12 protein-coding genes are annotated in these 17,586 nt (G+C 74.0%); 2 read left to right on the forward strand and 10 right to left on the reverse strand.

Going from position 1 to position 17,586, the window contains the following annotated elements; all coding sequences use genetic code 11:
• Positions 1-232 precede the first annotated feature (232 nt).
• Positions 233-1,816, forward strand: coding sequence for an MFS transporter (locus ACIQWA_RS00280; RefSeq protein ID WP_402476172.1), 1,584 nt, complete (start codon positions 233-235; stop codon positions 1,814-1,816).
• Positions 1,817-1,882: 66 nt separating this feature from the next.
• On the opposite strand, the gene ACIQWA_RS00285 is transcribed toward ACIQWA_RS00280, so the two are convergent.
• The 10 genes from ACIQWA_RS00285 to ACIQWA_RS00330 form a co-directional block, all read right to left on the reverse strand.
• Positions 1,883-2,626 carry a thioesterase II family protein gene (locus ACIQWA_RS00285; protein WP_402476175.1) on the reverse strand — a complete coding sequence of 248 codons (744 nt, stop codon included), beginning with the start codon at positions 2,624-2,626 and terminating at the stop codon, positions 1,883-1,885.
• 11 nt (positions 2,627-2,637) lie between these two features.
• Positions 2,638-5,151 carry an ATP-binding cassette domain-containing protein gene (locus ACIQWA_RS00290; RefSeq protein ID WP_402476178.1) on the reverse strand — a complete coding sequence of 838 codons (2,514 nt, stop codon included), beginning with the start codon at positions 5,149-5,151 and terminating at the stop codon, positions 2,638-2,640.
• Positions 5,148-6,125, reverse strand: a complete 978-nt coding sequence (locus ACIQWA_RS00295; protein ID WP_402476181.1) for an ABC transporter permease — start codon at positions 6,123-6,125, stop codon at positions 5,148-5,150. Before ACIQWA_RS00295 ends, ACIQWA_RS00290 begins: the two co-directional genes overlap by 4 nt.
• A complete protein-coding gene (locus ACIQWA_RS00300) occupies positions 6,122-7,669 on the reverse strand; it encodes an ABC transporter substrate-binding protein (protein ID WP_402476183.1) in 1,548 nt (515 codons plus the stop codon). Before ACIQWA_RS00300 ends, ACIQWA_RS00295 begins: the two co-directional genes overlap by 4 nt.
• Before the next feature lie 220 nt (positions 7,670-7,889).
• On the reverse strand, positions 7,890-8,378 hold the full coding sequence (locus tag ACIQWA_RS00305) for a Fur family transcriptional regulator (protein ID WP_402476185.1): 489 nt from the start codon (positions 8,376-8,378) through the stop codon (positions 7,890-7,892).
• A gap of 3 nt (positions 8,379-8,381) precedes the next feature.
• Entirely contained in the window at positions 8,382-9,242 is an 861-nt protein-coding gene (locus ACIQWA_RS00310; protein ID WP_402476188.1) for a metal ABC transporter permease, read from the reverse strand.
• Positions 9,239-10,156: a metal ABC transporter permease gene (locus ACIQWA_RS00315; protein WP_402476191.1), complete on the reverse strand. Its 918-nt coding sequence runs from the start codon at positions 10,154-10,156 to the stop codon at positions 9,239-9,241. The genes ACIQWA_RS00310 and ACIQWA_RS00315 overlap by 4 nt, the downstream gene beginning before the upstream one ends.
• A complete protein-coding gene (locus ACIQWA_RS00320) occupies positions 10,140-11,135 on the reverse strand; it encodes a metal ABC transporter ATP-binding protein (RefSeq protein ID WP_402476193.1) in 996 nt (331 codons plus the stop codon). The genes ACIQWA_RS00315 and ACIQWA_RS00320 overlap by 17 nt, the downstream gene beginning before the upstream one ends.
• A 73-nt stretch (positions 11,136-11,208) precedes the next feature.
• On the reverse strand, positions 11,209-12,186 hold the full coding sequence (locus tag ACIQWA_RS00325) for a metal ABC transporter solute-binding protein, Zn/Mn family (protein WP_402476196.1): 978 nt from the start codon (positions 12,184-12,186) through the stop codon (positions 11,209-11,211).
• Positions 12,187-12,526: 340 nt separating this feature from the next.
• Entirely contained in the window at positions 12,527-14,353 is a 1,827-nt protein-coding gene (locus tag ACIQWA_RS00330; RefSeq protein ID WP_402476198.1) for a serine/threonine-protein kinase, read from the reverse strand.
• A gap of 362 nt (positions 14,354-14,715) precedes the next feature.
• On the opposite strand from ACIQWA_RS00330, the gene ACIQWA_RS00335 reads away from it, so the two are divergent.
• Positions 14,716-17,505, forward strand: coding sequence for an Ig-like domain-containing protein (locus ACIQWA_RS00335; protein ID WP_402476200.1), 2,790 nt, complete (start codon positions 14,716-14,718; stop codon positions 17,503-17,505).
• Positions 17,506-17,586: the final 81 nt, after the last annotated feature.

Consider the following 17,586-nt stretch of genomic DNA (forward strand, 5'->3'; position numbering starts at 1 on the left):
GGGATGTGGGTGCGCGCGCCGAAGGGCGGCGGGGTCGGGGTGGCGAGCGCCGGCCGCGACCGGTGGACCGGCCCGGATCCTGCGGCCGAAATCCCTATTGGTAGTGGTTATCATATGCAATAAGACCCTCCGGCAGGCAAGTCCCGTCGCGCAAACACCAGTTCAAGTCCACAGCGGCCGCCGGGGGAACGGAATATGACGACTCGTCATGACACAGGCAGAGAGGACGAGCATGAGTGCAACGGAACTCGACCCGGTCGAGGAGCAGGCCGCACCCGAGGTCCGCAGCGGCCGGCGCTGGACGACCGCGGTCACCTCCCTCGCGGCGGCGATGATGACCCTGGACATCACCGTGGTCAACGTCGCCCTGCCCCGCATCGGCCAGGACCTCGACGCCTCACTGGACAGCCTCCAGTGGATCGTCAACGCCTACACACTGACCTTCGCCGCCCTGCTGCTCACCGCCGGTTCGGTCTCCGACCGGATCGGCCGCCGCAGGATCTTCCTCGGCGGCGTCGCCCTGTTCACCGCCGCCTCGGCCGGGTGCGCACTCGCGCCGAACGCGGCCGTCCTGATCGCGGCCCGCGCCGTCCAGGGCGCCGGCGGCGCGATGGTGCTCGGCACCTCGCTCGCCCTGATCGCCGGAGCGTACGAGGGCGCCCCCGCCCGCTCACGGGCGACGGCCATCGGGCTGTTCACGGCCGGCGGCGCGGTGTCGGCCGCACTGGGCCCGCTGGTCGGCGGCTCGATCGTCGAATGGCTCAGCTGGCCGTTCCTGTTCGCGGTCAACCTGCCGATCGGCCTGTTGATCCTGCTCGGCGCGGCCCGTACCGTCCCCGAGAGCGTGGCCGACGACGCACCCCAGCGGATCGACTACGCCGGGGCGGTCCTGGCGGTGTTCGCCCTGTTCGCGCTCAACTACGCGCTGCTGACCGGGTCCGAGCAGGGCTGGTCGACACCGGACGTCCTGACCGGGCTGATCGCGGGGACGGCGCTGTTCGCGGCCTTCACGGCCGTGCAGTGGCGGCTGGGGCCGGACGCCATGCTCGACCTGCGGCTGTTCGCGATCCCCACCTTCAGCGGCGCCGTGCTGCTCAGCTTCGCCGCCCGGATCTTCAGCTTCGGCCTGCTGCCCTTCCTCACCCTGTGGCTCGGCGGCATGCTCGGGCTCAGCCCGTTCCGGATCGGGCTGGTGCTGCTCGCCCAGTCCGTGGCGCTGGTGATAGCGGCCCCACTGAGCGGACTGCTCACCAAGGTCATGCCGGTCGCCCGGGTCCTTGCGCTGGGGATGGCCGTCGTCGGCGTCGGCATGCTGCTGGGCGTGGGGATCGGGCCGGAGGACGACTGGACGGCCGTCCTGCCCACCCTGGTCCTGCTGGGCGTGGGCGCCGGGCTGACGCTCCCCCACCTGCTGGCGCTGGCGGTCGGCGTCGTGCCGGCCTCCCGCGCGGGAACGGCCTCCGGCGCCGCCAACAGCTTCTTCCCGCTCGGCACCGCGACCGGCGTCGCGGCCTTCGGCGTGGTGCTCAGCGGTACGGTCGGCGCGACGATGTCCTCCTCCGCGCTCAGCGGGGCCGGCGTGCCGTCCGGCGACGGAGGCCACCTGCGGGCCCTCGTCGCCGCGGGCCAGTTCGACGAACTGGCGGCCGCCGTCCCGCCGACCGCCCGCGACCAGGTGCTCGCCCTCGCCCACACCGCCTACACCGACGCGCTGTCGACGATCTTCCTGGTCGCGGGCGTGGCCGGGCTGCTCGCCGCGGTGGCCGCCCTGGTGCTGGTCCGCGAACGGGACGGCCTGGACGCCCCGGCCGCCTGACCCGCCACACGAACGCGCCGCCCGTACCCGGCTGGTCAGCCGGGTACGGGCGGCGCGTTCCAGGTTCTAGACGGCGCCGACGAGCCGGCGCCTGACCGCGGCGACCACCGCCCCCGGCTGCGCCGAGAGGTAGAAGTGCCCGCCGGGGAAGGTGAGCAACTCGAAGGCGGCCGAGGTCCATCGGCGCCAGCCGTCGGCCTCCTCGGCGGTCAGCTCGGTGTCGTCCGCGCCGACCAGTGCCGTCACCGGGCAGGGCAACGGACCGGCCGGCCGCGCCCGATACGTCTCGATCAGCCGGTAGTCGCCGCGCACCGCCGGGAGCACGAGGCGGCGGACCTCGGGCATGGCCAGCAGCTGGGCGTCGGTGCCGCCGAGGCCCACGAGTTCGGCGCACAGCGAGTCGTCGTCGAGGAGGTGGGTGCTCCCGCCGTGGTGGTACTGCGGCGCCTCCCGGGCCGAGACGAACAGGTGCACCGGCGGGCGGTGGCCCCGGCGTACGAGCTCCAGGGCGAGCTCATGGCCCACCGTCGCGCCCATGCTGTGCCCGAAGACCGCCCAGGGCCGGTCCACCAGCGGCGCCAGCCCGGCCGCGAACTCCCCCACCAGTGCCGGGAGATCGGCGGGAGCGGGGTCGTCCATCCGGTCCTCGCGCCCGGGCGGGCAGGGCAGCACCAGCTCCACTTCGGGCGGGAACAGCGCGGCCCACTCGCGGTAGAGGCCGGGCGAGCCGCCGGCGTGCGGCAGGCAGACCAGCCGCAGGGCGGCGTTCGGGCGAGGTCGGGGGCGGCGCAGCCAGGCGGCCGGGGTCATCGGGGTCGTCCTCACGGTCGGTCGGTCACGGCGGCGGACGGCGGCAACGCCGGTACGGCCGCGAGCAGTTCGCGGGTCAGCGGATCGGCGGGCGCGGTGAGCAGCTGGTCGACCGTCCCGCTCTCCCTGATCCGGCCGTCGGCGAGGACGGCGATCCGGCCGCCCAGCCGGGCGGGCACGGTGAGGTCGTGGGTCACCACGACCAGGGCCACGCCGAGGTCACGGCGCAGCTCCGCCAGCAGGGCGACGACGGTGTCGGCGGTCGGCGCGTCCAGGGCGCTGGTCACCTCGTCGCACAGCAGTACGGCCGGTCCGGCGGCCAACGCCCGTGCCAGCGCCACACGTTGGCGCTGTCCCCCGGAGAGCTGGGCCGGCCGCCGGTCGGCATGGCCGGGGGAGAGCCCGACCCGCTCCAGCAGCCGTTCCACCTCCCGCCGCAGCCCGCGCTCGTCCAGGTCCGGGCGGAAGCGGGCGAGCGGACGGGCGACGATCCGCCCGACACTGTGGCGCGGGTTGAGCGAGTCGTACGGGTCCTGCGGCACGAGCTGGAGCGACCTCAGCTGCTCGCGGGAGCGCCCGCGCAGTCCGTGCGCCGCCTCCCGGCCGGACAGCCGGAGGGTGCCCGACCAGTCGGCGTGCAGACCGGTCAGGCAGCGCAGCAGGGTGGTCTTGCCGCCGCCGGAGGGGCCGACCACGCTGAGGCAGCCGCCGGGTTCCACGGAGAGTTCGATGCCGGCCAGCACCGTGCGCCCGCTCCGGCGGGCGTCGAGTCCGCGCAGGGCGAGGGCCGCGGCGCCCCCGGGGGCGGGCGCGTCCTCGGGCCGGGGCCGCTCGGTCCGCCGGGCGGCGCCGACCAGCCGGCGGGCGGCGGCGCTCTCCGGACGGGACAGCACCCGGCCGACCGGGCCGCGCTCCACCAGCCGCCCGGCGTCGAGCACCGCCACCTCGTCGGCCACCGCCGCGACTTGGGCGAGGTCATGGGCGACCAGCAGCACGGCGGGCCCGCCCTCCGCGCGCAGGCGCCCGATGTCGGCGAGCAGCGCGGCGGCCGTCACGGGGTCGAGGGCGCTGGTCGGCTCGTCCAGGACCAGCAGGTCGGGCCGGTGGGCGAGGGCCGCGGCCAGCGCGACCCGTTGCCGTTGCCCGCCGGACAGCTGGTGCGGGAAGCGGCGCCGGAACTCCTCGTCGCAGGGCAGTCGCACGGTCCGCAGGGCGGCCCGGATCCGTTCCGGGCGCTCGTCCCGGGGGACGGACCGGGCCCGCAGGAACTCGCCGATGTGGTCGGCCACCCGCAGGGTCGGGGCGAGGGAGGTGCGCGGGTCCTGGGGGACGTAGCCCGCGTGGCGGCTGCGCAGCCGGCGCAGCTCGCGCTCAGGCAGTCCGAGGACGGACCGCCCGGCCAGGTGGGCCTCGCCGCCCAGGAGCGTGAGCCCGGGGCGCAGTTCGCCGAGGGCGGCCAGCGCGAGCGTGGTCTTGCCGCTGCCCGAGGGCCCCACCAGGGCGAGGATGCGCCCGGGCGCGAGGTCGAGGTCGACGCCGTCGACGACGGAGCGCGGCCCGTCCGGACCGTCGGCCCGGATGGTCAGTCCGCGCAGCCGCAGCACCGCGGCCTCGCCGGTGCGGTCCCCGCCCACCGGCGCCGGGCGCCACCGGGCGGGCTCAAGGCGCCGGGCGGGCTTCGGGCGCCAGAGGGCGGGCCTGAGGCGCCGGGTGGGCTTGCGGCGCCGGGGGCGCGCGGCGGGGAAGGCGGCGTCCACCAGCAGGTTGGCGGCCAGCAGCAGCACCAGGATCCCGGCCGCCGGAACGGCCACCGCCAGGGGCTGCAGGGTGAGCCCGTCGCGGTTCTCCAGGACCATCAACCCCCAGTCCGCCGCCGGTGGTTGGGCGCCGTAGCCGAGGAATCCGGCGGTGGCGACGATGAACACCGCGCCGACGAACCGGACGGCGGCGTCGGCGGCGAGCACCGGCGCGAGGTTGGGCAGCACCTCGCGCACCAGCACGTGTCCCGTCCGCTCGCCGCGGGCGAGGGCCGCCTCGACGTAGTCGTGCTGCAGCGCCTGGAGGGTGGCGGCCCGCACCACCCGGACGATCTCCGGCAGCAGGACCACCGCGGCCGCGACCCCCACCCCGGCGACTCCCCGGCCCACCGCCACGACGGCGACGCTCAGCAGCAGGAAGCCGGGCAGGCTCAGCAGCACGTCGGCGGCGCGCAGCACCACGGTGTCCGTCCGCCCACCGCGCAGCGCCGCCGTCATGCCCGCCACCGCGCCCAGGAGGTACGCGACGGCGAGCGCCGCCACGGACAGCAGCACCAGCGAGCGGCCGCCGGCCAGGAACCGGCTGAGGACGTCGGAGCCGAGGTGGTCGGTGCCGAGCGGCGTCGCGCCGCCGGCCGGGGCGTACGGCAGGTCCTGCACGTCGCCCGGCAGGTGCGGGGCGAGCAGCGGCCCGAGCAGGGCGAGCAGCACGCACCCGGCGAGCACCGCCCCGGCCGCGGTCGCGCGCCATCGTGTGGTGACGGTCAACTCGTACTCCTTGCCGCCGGGTTGAGCGCGGCCGCGAGGAGGTCCGCGAACAGGTTGAGGGTGACGGTGACCCCGGCGACGAGCAGTGTCACGCCCTGCACGACGGGGGCGTCCCGCGCGGCGGTGGCGTTGACCAGCGCGGCGGCCAGCCCGGGGTAGCCGAAGAGGGTCTCGGCGACCAGGGTGCCGCCGAGCAGGTAGGCCAGGTAGCGGGCCAGCACCGGCACGGCGGGCACCACGGCGGCCGGAAGGATCCAGCGCAGCACCACCCGGTGCTCGGGGACGCCGCCCAGCCGGGCGGTGCGGGCCGCGTCGGAGTCGCCGGCGGCGATCACGCCGGCCCGCACCAGCCGGACGTTCTGCGCCAGGCTGACCGACAACAGGGTCAGCACCGGCAGGACGAGGATCTGCGGCCGGCTCAGCACGCCCTGCCCGGCCGGGGGCAGCGACACCGCGGGCAGCCAGCCGAGGCCGACGGCCAGCAGCAGGACCAGCAGCGTGCCGATGACGAACTCGGGCAGGCTGACCAGGGTGAGCGTCACGCCCGACACCACCCGGTCGGCGGCCCGCCCGGCGCGCATCCCGGCCCACAGTCCCAGGCCGAGGGCGAGCGGAACCAGCAGCGCCGCCGCGACGGCCCCGAGCAGCAGGGAGTTCCCGGCCCGTCCGGCGATCAGCTCGGCCACCGGCCGGCCGTTGGCGTACGAGGTGCCCAGGTCGCCCTGGAGGGCGTGCCAGAGCCAGTGGCCGTAGCGGGTCCAGGGCGGCTGGTCCAGGCCCAGGCCGTGGCGCAGTTCGGCGATCTGCTCGGGCCCGGCGCGGCCGCCCAGCCGGGCCGCGGCGGCGTCGCCGGGGGCCAGCGCGGTCGCGGCGAAGACCAGCACCGAGGCGGCGAGCAGGGTGCCCGCCGCCGCGGCGAGCCGGCCCAGGACCGCCCGCGCCGTGCGCGCGGACCGCCGCCGGGGCGCCGTCACGGCGCGAGGAAGGCGTCGCGCAGGCACGGGTAGTCGAAGAAGCCGCGCGGCTGGACGCCGTGGACGCCCGGGGCGGACGCCGCCACCGGGGGGATCCGGGCGAACACCGCGTCGCCGCCGTGCTCGTAGAGGTGGTGCTGCACGTCGTGGACGGCGGCGGTGCGCTTCGCGTCCCCGACGGCGGTGTGCAGGGCGGCGATCAGCCCGTCCAGGGTCCCGCCGGCCGGGCCGGTGAACGGGTAGGAGGCCTTGGAGCCGTAGTACATGGAGAGTTGGAGGGGCAGCGGCATCGCGTGGTACAGGTTGGTCTGCAGCGGGGTGCTCAGCAGGGTCTTGATGTCCGCGTAGTAGTCCGCGGCGGGGACCTTGTCGACCGACACCGTGAGGCCGCCGCCTCGGGCCTGCTGGACGAAGGCGGTGGCGCTCTCCAGCGTCCCGTACTCGTAGTCGCTGGTGCGCACCGTGAGCCGCCCGCCCGGGAGCAGCTTCTTCGCCTGCTCGGGATCGTAGGCGCGGCGCGGCAGCGTGGTGTCGTACCAGGACTGGTGGCGGCCGAGCGCGTCGTCGGCGACCTCGCCGTAGCCGAGGGTGACGGTGCGGACCATGGCCTCGCGGTCGATCGCGTACTTCACCGCCCGGACGGCCTCGGGCCCGGTGAACGGGCCGGTGCCGAGGTTCATGGTGAGGGCGAGTTCGCTCCAGAGTTCCTGCGGCGCGGTGAGGAAGCGCAGGGCCGGGTTCTTCTCCTCGGCGCGGGCGGCGGTGAGGGTGAGGCCGCCGGCGTAGTCGAACTGGCCCGCTTTCAGGCCGTTGAGCCGGGCGGCGGCGTCCGCGACCGAGAACAGTTCGATCCGGTCGAGGTAGGGGCCGCCCTCGGCCGCGCCCCAGTAGTCGGTGCGGGGGGTGAGCAGGCTGCTGCCGCCGGCCGTCCAGCTCTTGAGGGTGTACGGCCCGGAGCCGGGCGCGTGGGCGAGGTCGGTGGTTCCGTCGGGGAAGACGAACATCGACTGGGCCAGCACGAGGTCGAAGAAGCCGTCGGGGCCCTTGAGCCGCAGCTCCAGGGTGCGCGGGTCGCGGACGGCGGACCCGGCGGGGTCGAGGCCGGCCAGCAGCCCGGCCTGCACGGTCGGACTGGCGGCCAGCGTCCGGAGCCTGAACAGCACGTCCTGGGCGGTGAGTTTGCGGCCGTCACTGAAGGTGACGCCGTCGCGCAGCCGTACCGTCCAGCGGGTGGCGTCGCCGTCGGGGGTGACGGACTCCGCGAGCCGCCACACCGGTGTGCTGCCGTCGATCTCGCCGAGGGTGTCCCAGATCAGCCGGGCCCGGACGTAGTCGACGGCGCTGCCGGTGGCCTGGAGCACGCTGGTCGACTCGGCCGCGGATCCGGCGAAGGCCGCCCGGAGCGTCCCGCCCCGGCGGGGCGCGACCGTGGCCGTCGGGCCGGTGGCCGCGGCGAGCGGGGGCCGGGCGGTCGACGAGCTGCTGCCGCAGGCCGTCAGCAGGCCGCTGCCGAGCACCGCGCCGGTGCCGAGCGCACTCAGCACGGCTCTGCGGGATATCTGATGGTTCCGACGATTCGTCATGGTGTCCTCACTCTTGGGCGACGCCCCAAACCCTAGATTGAAACGATAATGCTTTTCAATAAGAGGGCCGCAGTCGCCCCCGCGGTCGCTCCTTCCGGCTCCCGCCGCAGGCCCGAAGGCGCCCGCACCGGGCCGGGCGGGCGTTGACAGGGCGGGGCGGGGCGGGGCCAGGCAGGCCGGGTCAGTCGGCGGTACGGCAGTCCGGGCAGACGCCCGCCAGCTCCACGGTGTGCTGGACGTCGGCGAAACCGGACAGCTCCGCGATCCGCTCGGCCCAGGCCTCCACCGCGGCCGAGTCCACCGGCGAACTCAGGCCGCACGCACGGCAGATCAGGTAGTGCCGGTGGTCGGCGCCCGGCCGGTAGCGGAACAGCCGCTCACCGTTGGTGTCCCGGACGACGTCGGCGCGGCCGACCTCGGCCAGCGCGGTCAGGGTCCGGTAGACGGTGCTCAGGCCCACCCGCGAGCCGGTGATCAGCAGGCCGGCGTGCAGCACCTGGGCGCTGACGAAGTCCTCGCAGCCCCGCAGGGCCCGCAGCACCTCGGCGCGTTGCGGGGTGAGGCGGCCCAGCCCGTCGTGGTCGTTGTCCGGTTGCGCGTCCGTGTCCTTCCGCCGATCGGCGGCCCGCCGGAAGGCCGTGGTCAGCGCCCGGCTGCGGGTCTCGGCCACGGGTCAGCCCGTCCCGGCGGCCGCGGTGCGAGCCGGCCGCGGGCCGGAAGCACGGCGCCGCCGGACCAGGAAGGTGGCCGCGTACACGACCGTGGCCGTCGCCATGATCGCGAAGCTCGGCGGCAGCTTCGGCGCCGCCGCGCTCAGCAGCAGCCCGCCCCACATCTCCGCGACCGCGAGCCCGGCGGACAGCGCCAGCGCCCGGAACGGCCGGTCGGTGAGCCGCAGTGCCGCGCCCGCCGGAGCCGCGAGCAGGCCCAGGAGCAGCAGCGAGCCGACCGCCTGGGTGGCCTCCCCGGCGCAGGCCCCGACCAGGGCCAGGAAGCCGAGCCCCAGCGCCCGCACCGGCACGCCCCGGGCGGCCGCCACGGCCTCGTCGAGGGTGGCGAACAGCAGCGGGCGGGCGATCAGCAGCAGGACGACGCAGATCGCGCCCGCGATCGCCACGGCCACCGTCGTCTGGCTGCCGTGCAGGCCGAAGATCGAGCCGAACAGCACGCTCGTCCCGGCGCCGCCCTGGGCGCCGCTGCGGGAGGTGGTGTAGACGGTCAGGAAGAAGGCGCCCAGGCCGAGGATCCAGGCGAAGACGCTGCCGATCACCACGTCGTCCGCCCGCCCCCGCCGGCCGAGGCCGCCGATCAGCAGGCCCACCCCGACGGTCGCCGCGAACAGCCCGAGCCGCAGGTCGTAGCCGCCCGCCAACGCGGCCATCGCGCCGGTGAAGGCGACATGGCTGAGCGCGTCGCCGGTGAAGATCTGCGCCCGCAGCACCAGGAAGCAGCCCACCAGCCCGCACGCGAGCGCGATGAACGTCCCGGCGAGCAGGGCGTGTTGGAAGAACGGCTGGGACAGGACGGCGGTCATGGCGCAGCTCCGATCGCGACGGCCGTACGGGCGCCGCCGAGCAGGCGGTCCCGGGCGAAGCGCACCAGGTGCGCCAGGACGTAGCCGGCGAAGGCGAAGCCGGTCACGAAGAAGCCGAGCGGGTACGGCCGGTAGTAGGCCGCGACCAGGCCCGCCCAGCAGGCCGCCAGCCCCAGGGCGACCGACAGCAGCAGGCTCAACCCCGGCCGGGCGGTGAGCTGTTGGGCCGTCGCCGCCGGGATCACCATCAGCGCGAACACCAGCAGGGTGCCGGTGATCTGGCTGGCCTCGGCGGTCGCCGCGCCGAGCACCACCAGGAACAGGGTGTCCAGCAGCCGTACCGGCACCCCGCGCCCGGCCGCCACCTCCGGGTCCACGGAGGCGAACAGCAGCGGCCGTCCGATCACCGCCAGGGCGGCCAGCACCACCGCGCCCACCACCGCCAGGGTCACCACCTGGCCGGTGGTGATGCCCAGGAAGCTGCCGAACAGCAGCGCCGTCGGCCCCTCCAGCAGGCCCTTGTACAGGCTGATGAACAGGTATCCGCAGGCCAGCACGAAGGCCTGCACCGTACCGGTACCCGCGGACTCCTCGGCGCCGCTCCCCCGGCCCCGGCGGCCGAGCGCCGCCAGCACCAGCGCGGTGGCGACGCAGAACCCGAAGTAGCCGAGCGTGGTGGCGAAGCCGAGCAGCACGGCCAGCGAGGCGCCCGGGAACGCGGACACCGACAGGGTGTGCCCGACGAAGGTCTGGCGGCGCAGCACCATGAACCAGCCCACCACGGCGCACACCAGAGCCACGACCAGGCCGGCCCGGAAGGCGTTCACCATGAACGCGTAGGACCACATGTCCTGGAAGTCGGCGACCAGGTCCCAGCCGAAGGCCGGCGGGGTCGCGTCAGCTGCCAGCAGCACGGCCGCCCCCGTTCCCGTGCCGGTCGCTGTGGAGGTGCCGGTCGCTGTCGACGTGCCGGTCGGAGTGGACCGCCGGGGCCTCCGGCTGGCCGACCACGACCAGCCGCCCGTCGCCGGTGCGCAGCACCTCGACCGGCGTGCGGTAGAGGCGGCTCAGCGTCGCGGTGGTGATCACCTCGTCCGGGGCGCCGGAGACGGCACCGCCCTCGGCGATGTAGACCACCCGGTCCAGGTGGTGGAGTATCGGGTTGACGTCGTGCGCGACCATCACCACCGACACCTGTTCCAGGTGGCAGACCTTGCCCAGCAGGCAGGCGATCGCCGCCTGGTTGGTCAGGTCCAGGCTGTCCAGCGGCTCGTCCAGCAGCAGCACTCGGGGACGGCGGACCAGCGCCTGCGCGATCAGCAGCCGCTGCTGCTCGCCGCCCGAACACTGCCCGATCGGCCGGTGCGCGTACTTCGACGCGCCCACCAACTCGATGACCTCCCGCACGCGTTCGCGGGCGGCCACGCGCTTCGCGCGGTTCAGGAACGGGACGGGGATCCCCCACGAATCCCCGTCCAGCCCGAGCCGCACCACATCGATCCCGCGGATCCGGACGGTGGCGTCGAAGTTGCGCCGCTGCGGCAGGTACCCGATCGCCGCGTTCCGCCCGCCGGGCGCCGCGCCGAGCACCCGTACCTCACCGGCGGCCGCCGGGAGGACGCCCAGCAGGACCTTGACCAGGGTCGACTTCCCGACCCCGTTGGGGCCGAGGACGGCGGTGAACTCCCCGGCCCCCACGGTCAGATCGATACCCGACCAGAGGGTCCGCCCGCCCACCCGCACGGCGGCCCCGCGCAGCGACAGCACCGGCTCCCCGCCGGGCGCGGTGCGCTCCGTCTCCGTACGGGCCTCCTCCGTACGGGCCTCCTCCGTACGGACCTCCTCGGTACGGACCTTCTCGGCACGGACCTTCTCGGTCGGGTGGATGCTCATGCGCCCGCCTCCCTCCGCTTGCCAGGGGCATTCGCCCGTGCGCACCTCTTGACGGTGAGCTCGCTCCGCTCGCTCACTTGCCCGTCGCCTGCTTCAACGCGTCGGCGAGGCCCTGGAGCTGCCGGGCCTGCCAGTCCTGGAAGCTGGCCCCCGCCGGGGTGAGGGTCTCGGTGACCTCGACGACCGGTATGCCCTGCGCCTTGGCGGCGTTGACCTGGGCCACCACGTCGGGGTTGGAGTTCTGGGAGTTGTAGACGTAGACCTTGATCTGCTTGCCGGCGATCTGCTGGTCGATGGCGGCCTTGTCGGCGGCGGTCGGGTCGGTGCCCTCGCTCTCGGCGTCCAGGAAGGTCTCCGGGGTGAGCAGCTTGAGGCCGACGCTCTCCGCGAGCGGGGTCACGATCGACTCGGAGGCGCCGATCGGGGTGCCCGCGTACGTGGCCTTGATGTCGGCTTCCAGCTTGTTGTACGTGGCCAAGGTCTGGGTGGTGAAGGCCTTCTCCTGGCTGTCGAAGTAGGCCGCGTCGGCCGGGTCCAGCTTCTTGTAGTCGGCCGTGATCCGGTCGATGACCTTGGTGACGCTCTCGGCGGAGTACCACTGGTGCGGGTTGTCGCCCTCCTTCTTGCCCAGCAGGTCGCCGACCTTGAGCACGGTCCGGCCCTGCGCCGGGTTCGCGGACAGCAGCTTGTCCGACCAGGCGTCGTAGCCGATCCCGTTGCTGATCACGTAGTCCGCGCCCGCGATGGTGCGGCCGTCGGCGGCGGTCGGCTCGTAGGAGTGCGGGTCGGTGTCGGGGTTGGTGATGATGCTGTTCACCTTCACGTGGTCACCGCCGAGTTGGGTGGCGATGGAACCCCAGAAGTTCTCCGCGGCCGTCACCTGGATCACCTTCGAGCCGCTGCCGCTGCTCGCGCCGCCGGACGCACCGGACGCGTTCTTGGCCGACGAGCCGGTGGAGCACGCACTGGTCGCGGCGAGGGCGGCGACCGCGGTCAGGCCGAGCACGATTCTCGGAAGGCGGCGGGGCTTGCTGGACGGGACGACACGCATGGCGGACTGCTCCTCGAAACCTGCCGGCACCGCCGTCTGGGCGGGTCCGGCTCCGTTGGACGCCTTCACCATAGATGAAAATGATTTTCATACCTAGGGGATCCGGGGGCTAGGTGGAAATCATTGCCAAAACTTGGCAACCGGCGAACCGTCGCCGCCGACGGACCGGGACACCCTGGCCACATCACTCAATGCACTGATCATGTCGCGCACGGTGACACCAATGGCCGTGGAAGTGGCTGACGAACCGTCAAGGTTCGTTTCTGGCAGGAAAATCGAAACCGCCCCCCGCCCCGAGAAAGGGGCGGGAGGCGGAAGGCCCGTGCGCGGAGCGGGGCGATCAGGAAGGCGGCTTCCAGAGGGTGACCAGCCCGGCGAACGCCGGCGGGTCCATCGGCGTCCCGGCCTGCCGCACGTCAGTGATCTTCAGCATGGCGAGGTTGCCCTTCGAGGTGACGGTGCACAGCACGTCGCCCTTCGCGATCGCGTGGCGCTCGATCAGCGCGGTGTTGCTGAGCTCCGACGGCAGCGGGGCGCTGTCCACAGCCTGGCGGCAGGCCTCCGGTGACGTTCCCGCGCTCTTGGCGACCGGGGTGCCGAAGGTCAGGTACTGGATGATGTAGGACAGCTCGGCTTCGTGGTCGCCGACCTCACCACGCGGATTCACCTTCGGGGCGTCCAGGTCCACCGAGATCAGCTCGCCGACGGCGGGGGTCCCGATCAACAGGGGGCGGTCGGTGAAAACCGCGGTGTAACCGCCCTTCGGGGACGCCGCGCCGGATCCCGGTCCCGCTCCCGGTCCCGCCCCCGATCCCGAAGCCGCGTCTGCCGGGCCGGTGGCGCCCGGCTGCCCGCTCGCGCTCGCCCGGGGGCTCACGCTCACCTCCGGCTGCGCAGCCGTGGCCGCACCGGACCCGGACTTCCCGTCACCGGACAGGGCCCACGCCGTACCGGCCGCGGCGGCCAGCACCACGGCGAGCGCACCGGCCACCAGGGCCCGCCTGCGCCGCGAAGCTTCCGCCGCCTGCGCTGCCATTCCCGCCGCCGACCCCGCTGCCGACCCCGCCGCTTCTCCCGCACCCGCCGGCCCGGGCGCACCCGCCGTCTGCGTGGGCGCGCTGTGCACCTGGTCCCCGTACGGGGCGCGGGCGTTCCCCGAGGCCTGGGTGGGCACATACGTGGCCGTCGGCCGGGGCGGAGCCGCCGCCGCGCCGGGGGCCTGCGCATCCGCTCCCGTCAGCAGCTGCTCCACCTGGCGCCGGCGTTCGGCGACCGCCGCCGCCAGGGAGGCGGGCAGCCAGTCCCCCAGGTCCCGCGACGGACGCCCGGACGCCTGCTCGCACAGCTCCGCCAGTTCGGCCGGGGTGGGCCGGGCGGCCGGATCCGCCGCGAGGCAGCGCTCCAGCAGAGGGCGCAGCCCGTCCGGGTAGCCGGACAGGTCCGCCGGTCGCTGCGCGGTGTTGGCGATCCGGGTGGCCACGGTCAGCGCCCCGCCCGTCCCGTAGGGGTGGCGGCCGGTGGCGGCGACGGCGGCGATCAGACCGAGCGCGAACACGTCGGTGGCGGGGGTGAGTTCACTCCCGATGCCGTGCTCGGGCGACATGAACTGCGGGGTGCCGATGAAGCCCCCGCTCTGCGTCAGCCTGGTGGCCTCGGCGGCACGCGCGATCCCGAAGTCGATCACCCAGGGCCCGTCCGGGCCGAGCAGGAGGTTGCCCGGCTTGAGGTCGCGGTGGACGATCCCCGCGGAGTGCATGGAGTCCAGTGCCCGGGCCACGCAACCGACCAGCTGGAGGGCGACGGGCAGCGGCAGCGAACCGTGGGCGTCGAGCGCCTCGTCGAGCGGTAGGCCGGGGACGTACGCCGTGGCCAGCCACGGCTGCTCGCCGTGGGCGTCGTGGTCCAGCACGGGCACCAGGTGGTAGCCCCGCACCTTCTCGGCCGCGCGCACCTCCTGCTGGAAGCGGCGACGGAACTCGGGGTCGCCGGCGTACTCCCGGCGGATCACCTTGATCGCGAGCGGCTGGTTGCCGCGCGTGCGCGAGAGGTAGACGGACCCCATTCCGCCCTCGCCGATCTGCGCGAGCAGCCGGTACCCGGCGATCTCCTGCGGCTCGTCCGTGCTCAGCGCACGCAGCGCGCCCTTGCTCCCGTTGATGGACCCCACCCCCGATGTGCCGTGACTTCGAAGATCAAGATCTTAGCGAACAAGATCCTCTCGAACACGAACGTGACGGCCCTGATCAGGTCGCCGGGGGCAGCTCGGCGGCGCGCACCGCGACCTCGCGGCAGCGCGAGCGCATCGTCGAGGACCACCCCAGCCGTGCCGAGGCCATGGCCCTCACGCGGACCTGGGTCGGCGTCGGCGGCGCGGCGCAGATGGTGACCGGTACTGCCGGCACCCGCTGCTCGGCCGTCTGCGGTACTTCCGTGAGCGAACGTGTCCATGCCGGGAGTGCCGGATCACCAACCGTCCTAACTCGGTCACACAATGTGACGGCCATGTCACGTGATCGAAAGGACCGACCTGTGGCACCCGCACACCGACGGAGACCGATCCCTCCCGGGCACCCCGGCAGACGCTCCCTCAGGCGCCCGCTCGGCGCGGCCCTCGCGCTCTCGCTGGCCGCCGGACCGCTGCTGCTGTCCGTACAGGCCTGGGCCGGCGAGAGCGCCGCGCCGCCGCCGAACCCGACCACCACCGCGAGGTCCGGCGGCGCCACCGACCAGCCGCCCGACCGGACGGACCGTCCGGGACCGGAGACACCCCGGCTGGTCCGGCCACTGCAGCGGGTGCCGGGGCTGAACATCGTCGACGCGGACGCCTCCGCCGGCTCCACCCCGACCTTCGGCGAGCCGTCGATCGCGATCAACCCCGCCAACCCCCAGCAGATCGCCATCACCCGCTTCGGCCCCGTCCCGGGATCGCGCTGGAACAACGCCGCCCAGCTGCTCTACTCCACCAACGGGGGCACCACCTGGAACCCCGAGTCGGCCATCCCGGTGCCGCCGGGCGTCGCGGGCACCTCCGGCGGGCCGTGCGACCAGACGATCGACTACGGCCGCAACGGCACCCTCTACGGCACCTTCCTCACCTGCGCCAACGGTGCCAACGTGGTCGTCACCGGCTCGACCACCGACCCCACCAAGGCCTCGTCGTGGGCGTGGAACAACCCCACGCCCACCACCACCCAACTCACCACCGGCACGCACCCGTTCAACGACCAGCCCTGGCTGATCACCAACCCCGACACCGGCACCCCGACCCAGGACAACGTCTACGTCGGCTACCAGGACTTCAACGCCCCCGGCACCACGGCCAGTCCGCACGACCGGGTGAACGTCGCCCGCAACCACGCCAGCCCGGTCGACTTCCCCACCGCCAACGACGTGGGGGTCGGATCGGGGGCCCTGAACGACGGCATCAACGGCGGGCTCCGGCTGGCCGGCGACCCGCGCAACGGCGCCGTGTACGCCCTGTACCAGCAGGGCGGCAGCAACATGGTCAGCCAGCCCCAGCCCGTCACCATCAGGATCAACCGGTCCACCGACGGCGGCCGGACCTGGGACCTGGGCAACCCCCGGTCCCCGAGCACACCCCCGACCACGGCCACGGACGGCGTCACCGTCGCCTCGGTCAGCAGCGACCAGGGTGGCCAGGGCTTCAAGTTCGGCGGGGTCAACGCGCTGCTCGGCGGCATCCACCACGCCGCCGTCGACCCGACCAGCGGCGACGTGTTCGTCGCGTACGGCGTCGACGTGTCGGGCACCAACCAGATCCGGCTGCGCCGGCTCACCGACAACGGCGCGAACGACCTCACCATCGGCTCCGAGGTGAACGTCTCCACCTCGACGAACGCGGCGCTGCCGTCCGTCGCGGTGCTCAGCGACGGCACCGTCGGGGTCCTCTACCTGACCTCCGACGGCAACAACACCAACGGCTTCCCGATCTTCACCGCGCACCTCGCCCGGAGCTTCGACCACGGCGCCACCTTCACCGACTTCTCGCTGCGCTCCTACACCACGCCGATGGGCACCCCCGGCGCCCCCACCGAGCGGCTGTTCGGTGACTACGAGCAGCTCAAGGCGGTCGGCACCACCTTCTACGGCGCGTTCGTCGGCAACCTCAACGGCACCGGCCAGACCACCGCCCAGCCGACCGACACGATCTTCTTCAGCGTCCCGAAGACGGCGACCAGCTCGACGCTCACCTCCTCCGCGAACCCGTCCGTCTACGGGCAGCCGGTGACCTTCACCGCCACCGTCGTACCGACCCCGGACGGCGGAACGGTCACGTTCACGGTGGACGGCACCCAGCTCGGCAGCCCGGTGCCCGTCGACACCACGACCGGGAAGGCCACCTCGGCCGCCATCTCCTCGCTGACCGTCGGTGACCACACCGTCGAGGCCACCAACAGCGGTGACCTCGACTTCCAGGGCAACACGGCGATGAGCCTGACCCAGACCGTGAACCAAGCCTCCGTCACCACCACGTTGGCCTCCTCGGACGGCGGCCAGGCGGCCTTCGGACAGCCCGTCACCTTCACCGACACGGTCTGCCCGGCACCCCCGAGCACCGACCCGGCCCTGCCGCCCTCCGGGACGGTGACGTTCCGGGACGGCTCCACCGTGCTGGGCACCGGCACCCTCGCCCCCGGTGGCGGCGCCCACTGCGGTCAGGCCCAGGTGACCTTCGGCAACCTGCTTCCCGGCAGCCACACGATCACCGCGCAGTACAGCGGCGACGGCAACTTCCTGGCGGGCCGGCCGGAGACCCTCACCGAGGTGGTGACCTGCGCCAACGTCATCACCGGTGACGTCCGCGGCGGCGTGGACGCCACCGCGCCGAGCACCTGTGTCATCGGCGCCACCGTGCACGGGTCGGTCCGCGGCGCGGCCGGCGGGGCCCTGTTCATCGGCGACTCCACCGTCTTCGGCGGTGTGCACTCCGAGAACGGCACGCTCTTCGGCATGTGCGGCTCCAGCACCACCGGCACGGTGGAGGTCGGCCGCGCGAGCGGGTTCGTCCTCGTCGGCGACCCGGGTGACGACGGCTGCACCGGCAACCGGGTCAACGGCTCCGTCCACCTCGACGACAACCACTCGGGCGCCGAGCTGATCGCCAACCGGATCGGCGGCTCGGTCGAGGTCAACGGCACGACGGGCACCGGTCCGTTCCCCGAGGACTCCCGGGCCGAGATCGAGGGCAACACCATCGGCGGCTCGCTCCACTGCACCGGCAACAACCCGCCGCCGACCAACGGCGGCAACCCCAACACCGTCCACGGCGCGCGCACCGGGCAGTGCGCCAATCTGTGAACCGGTGAACCGGTAAGTCGATCCGAGGGGTCCGGCGCCGCGCGCCGGACCCCTCGGCATTCCCGCGGACCCCCAACGCGT

It is taken from the genome of Kitasatospora sp. NPDC098652 (assembly GCF_044760155.1).
In the GTDB taxonomy this organism is placed as follows: Bacteria; Actinomycetota; Actinomycetes; order Streptomycetales; family Streptomycetaceae; genus Kitasatospora.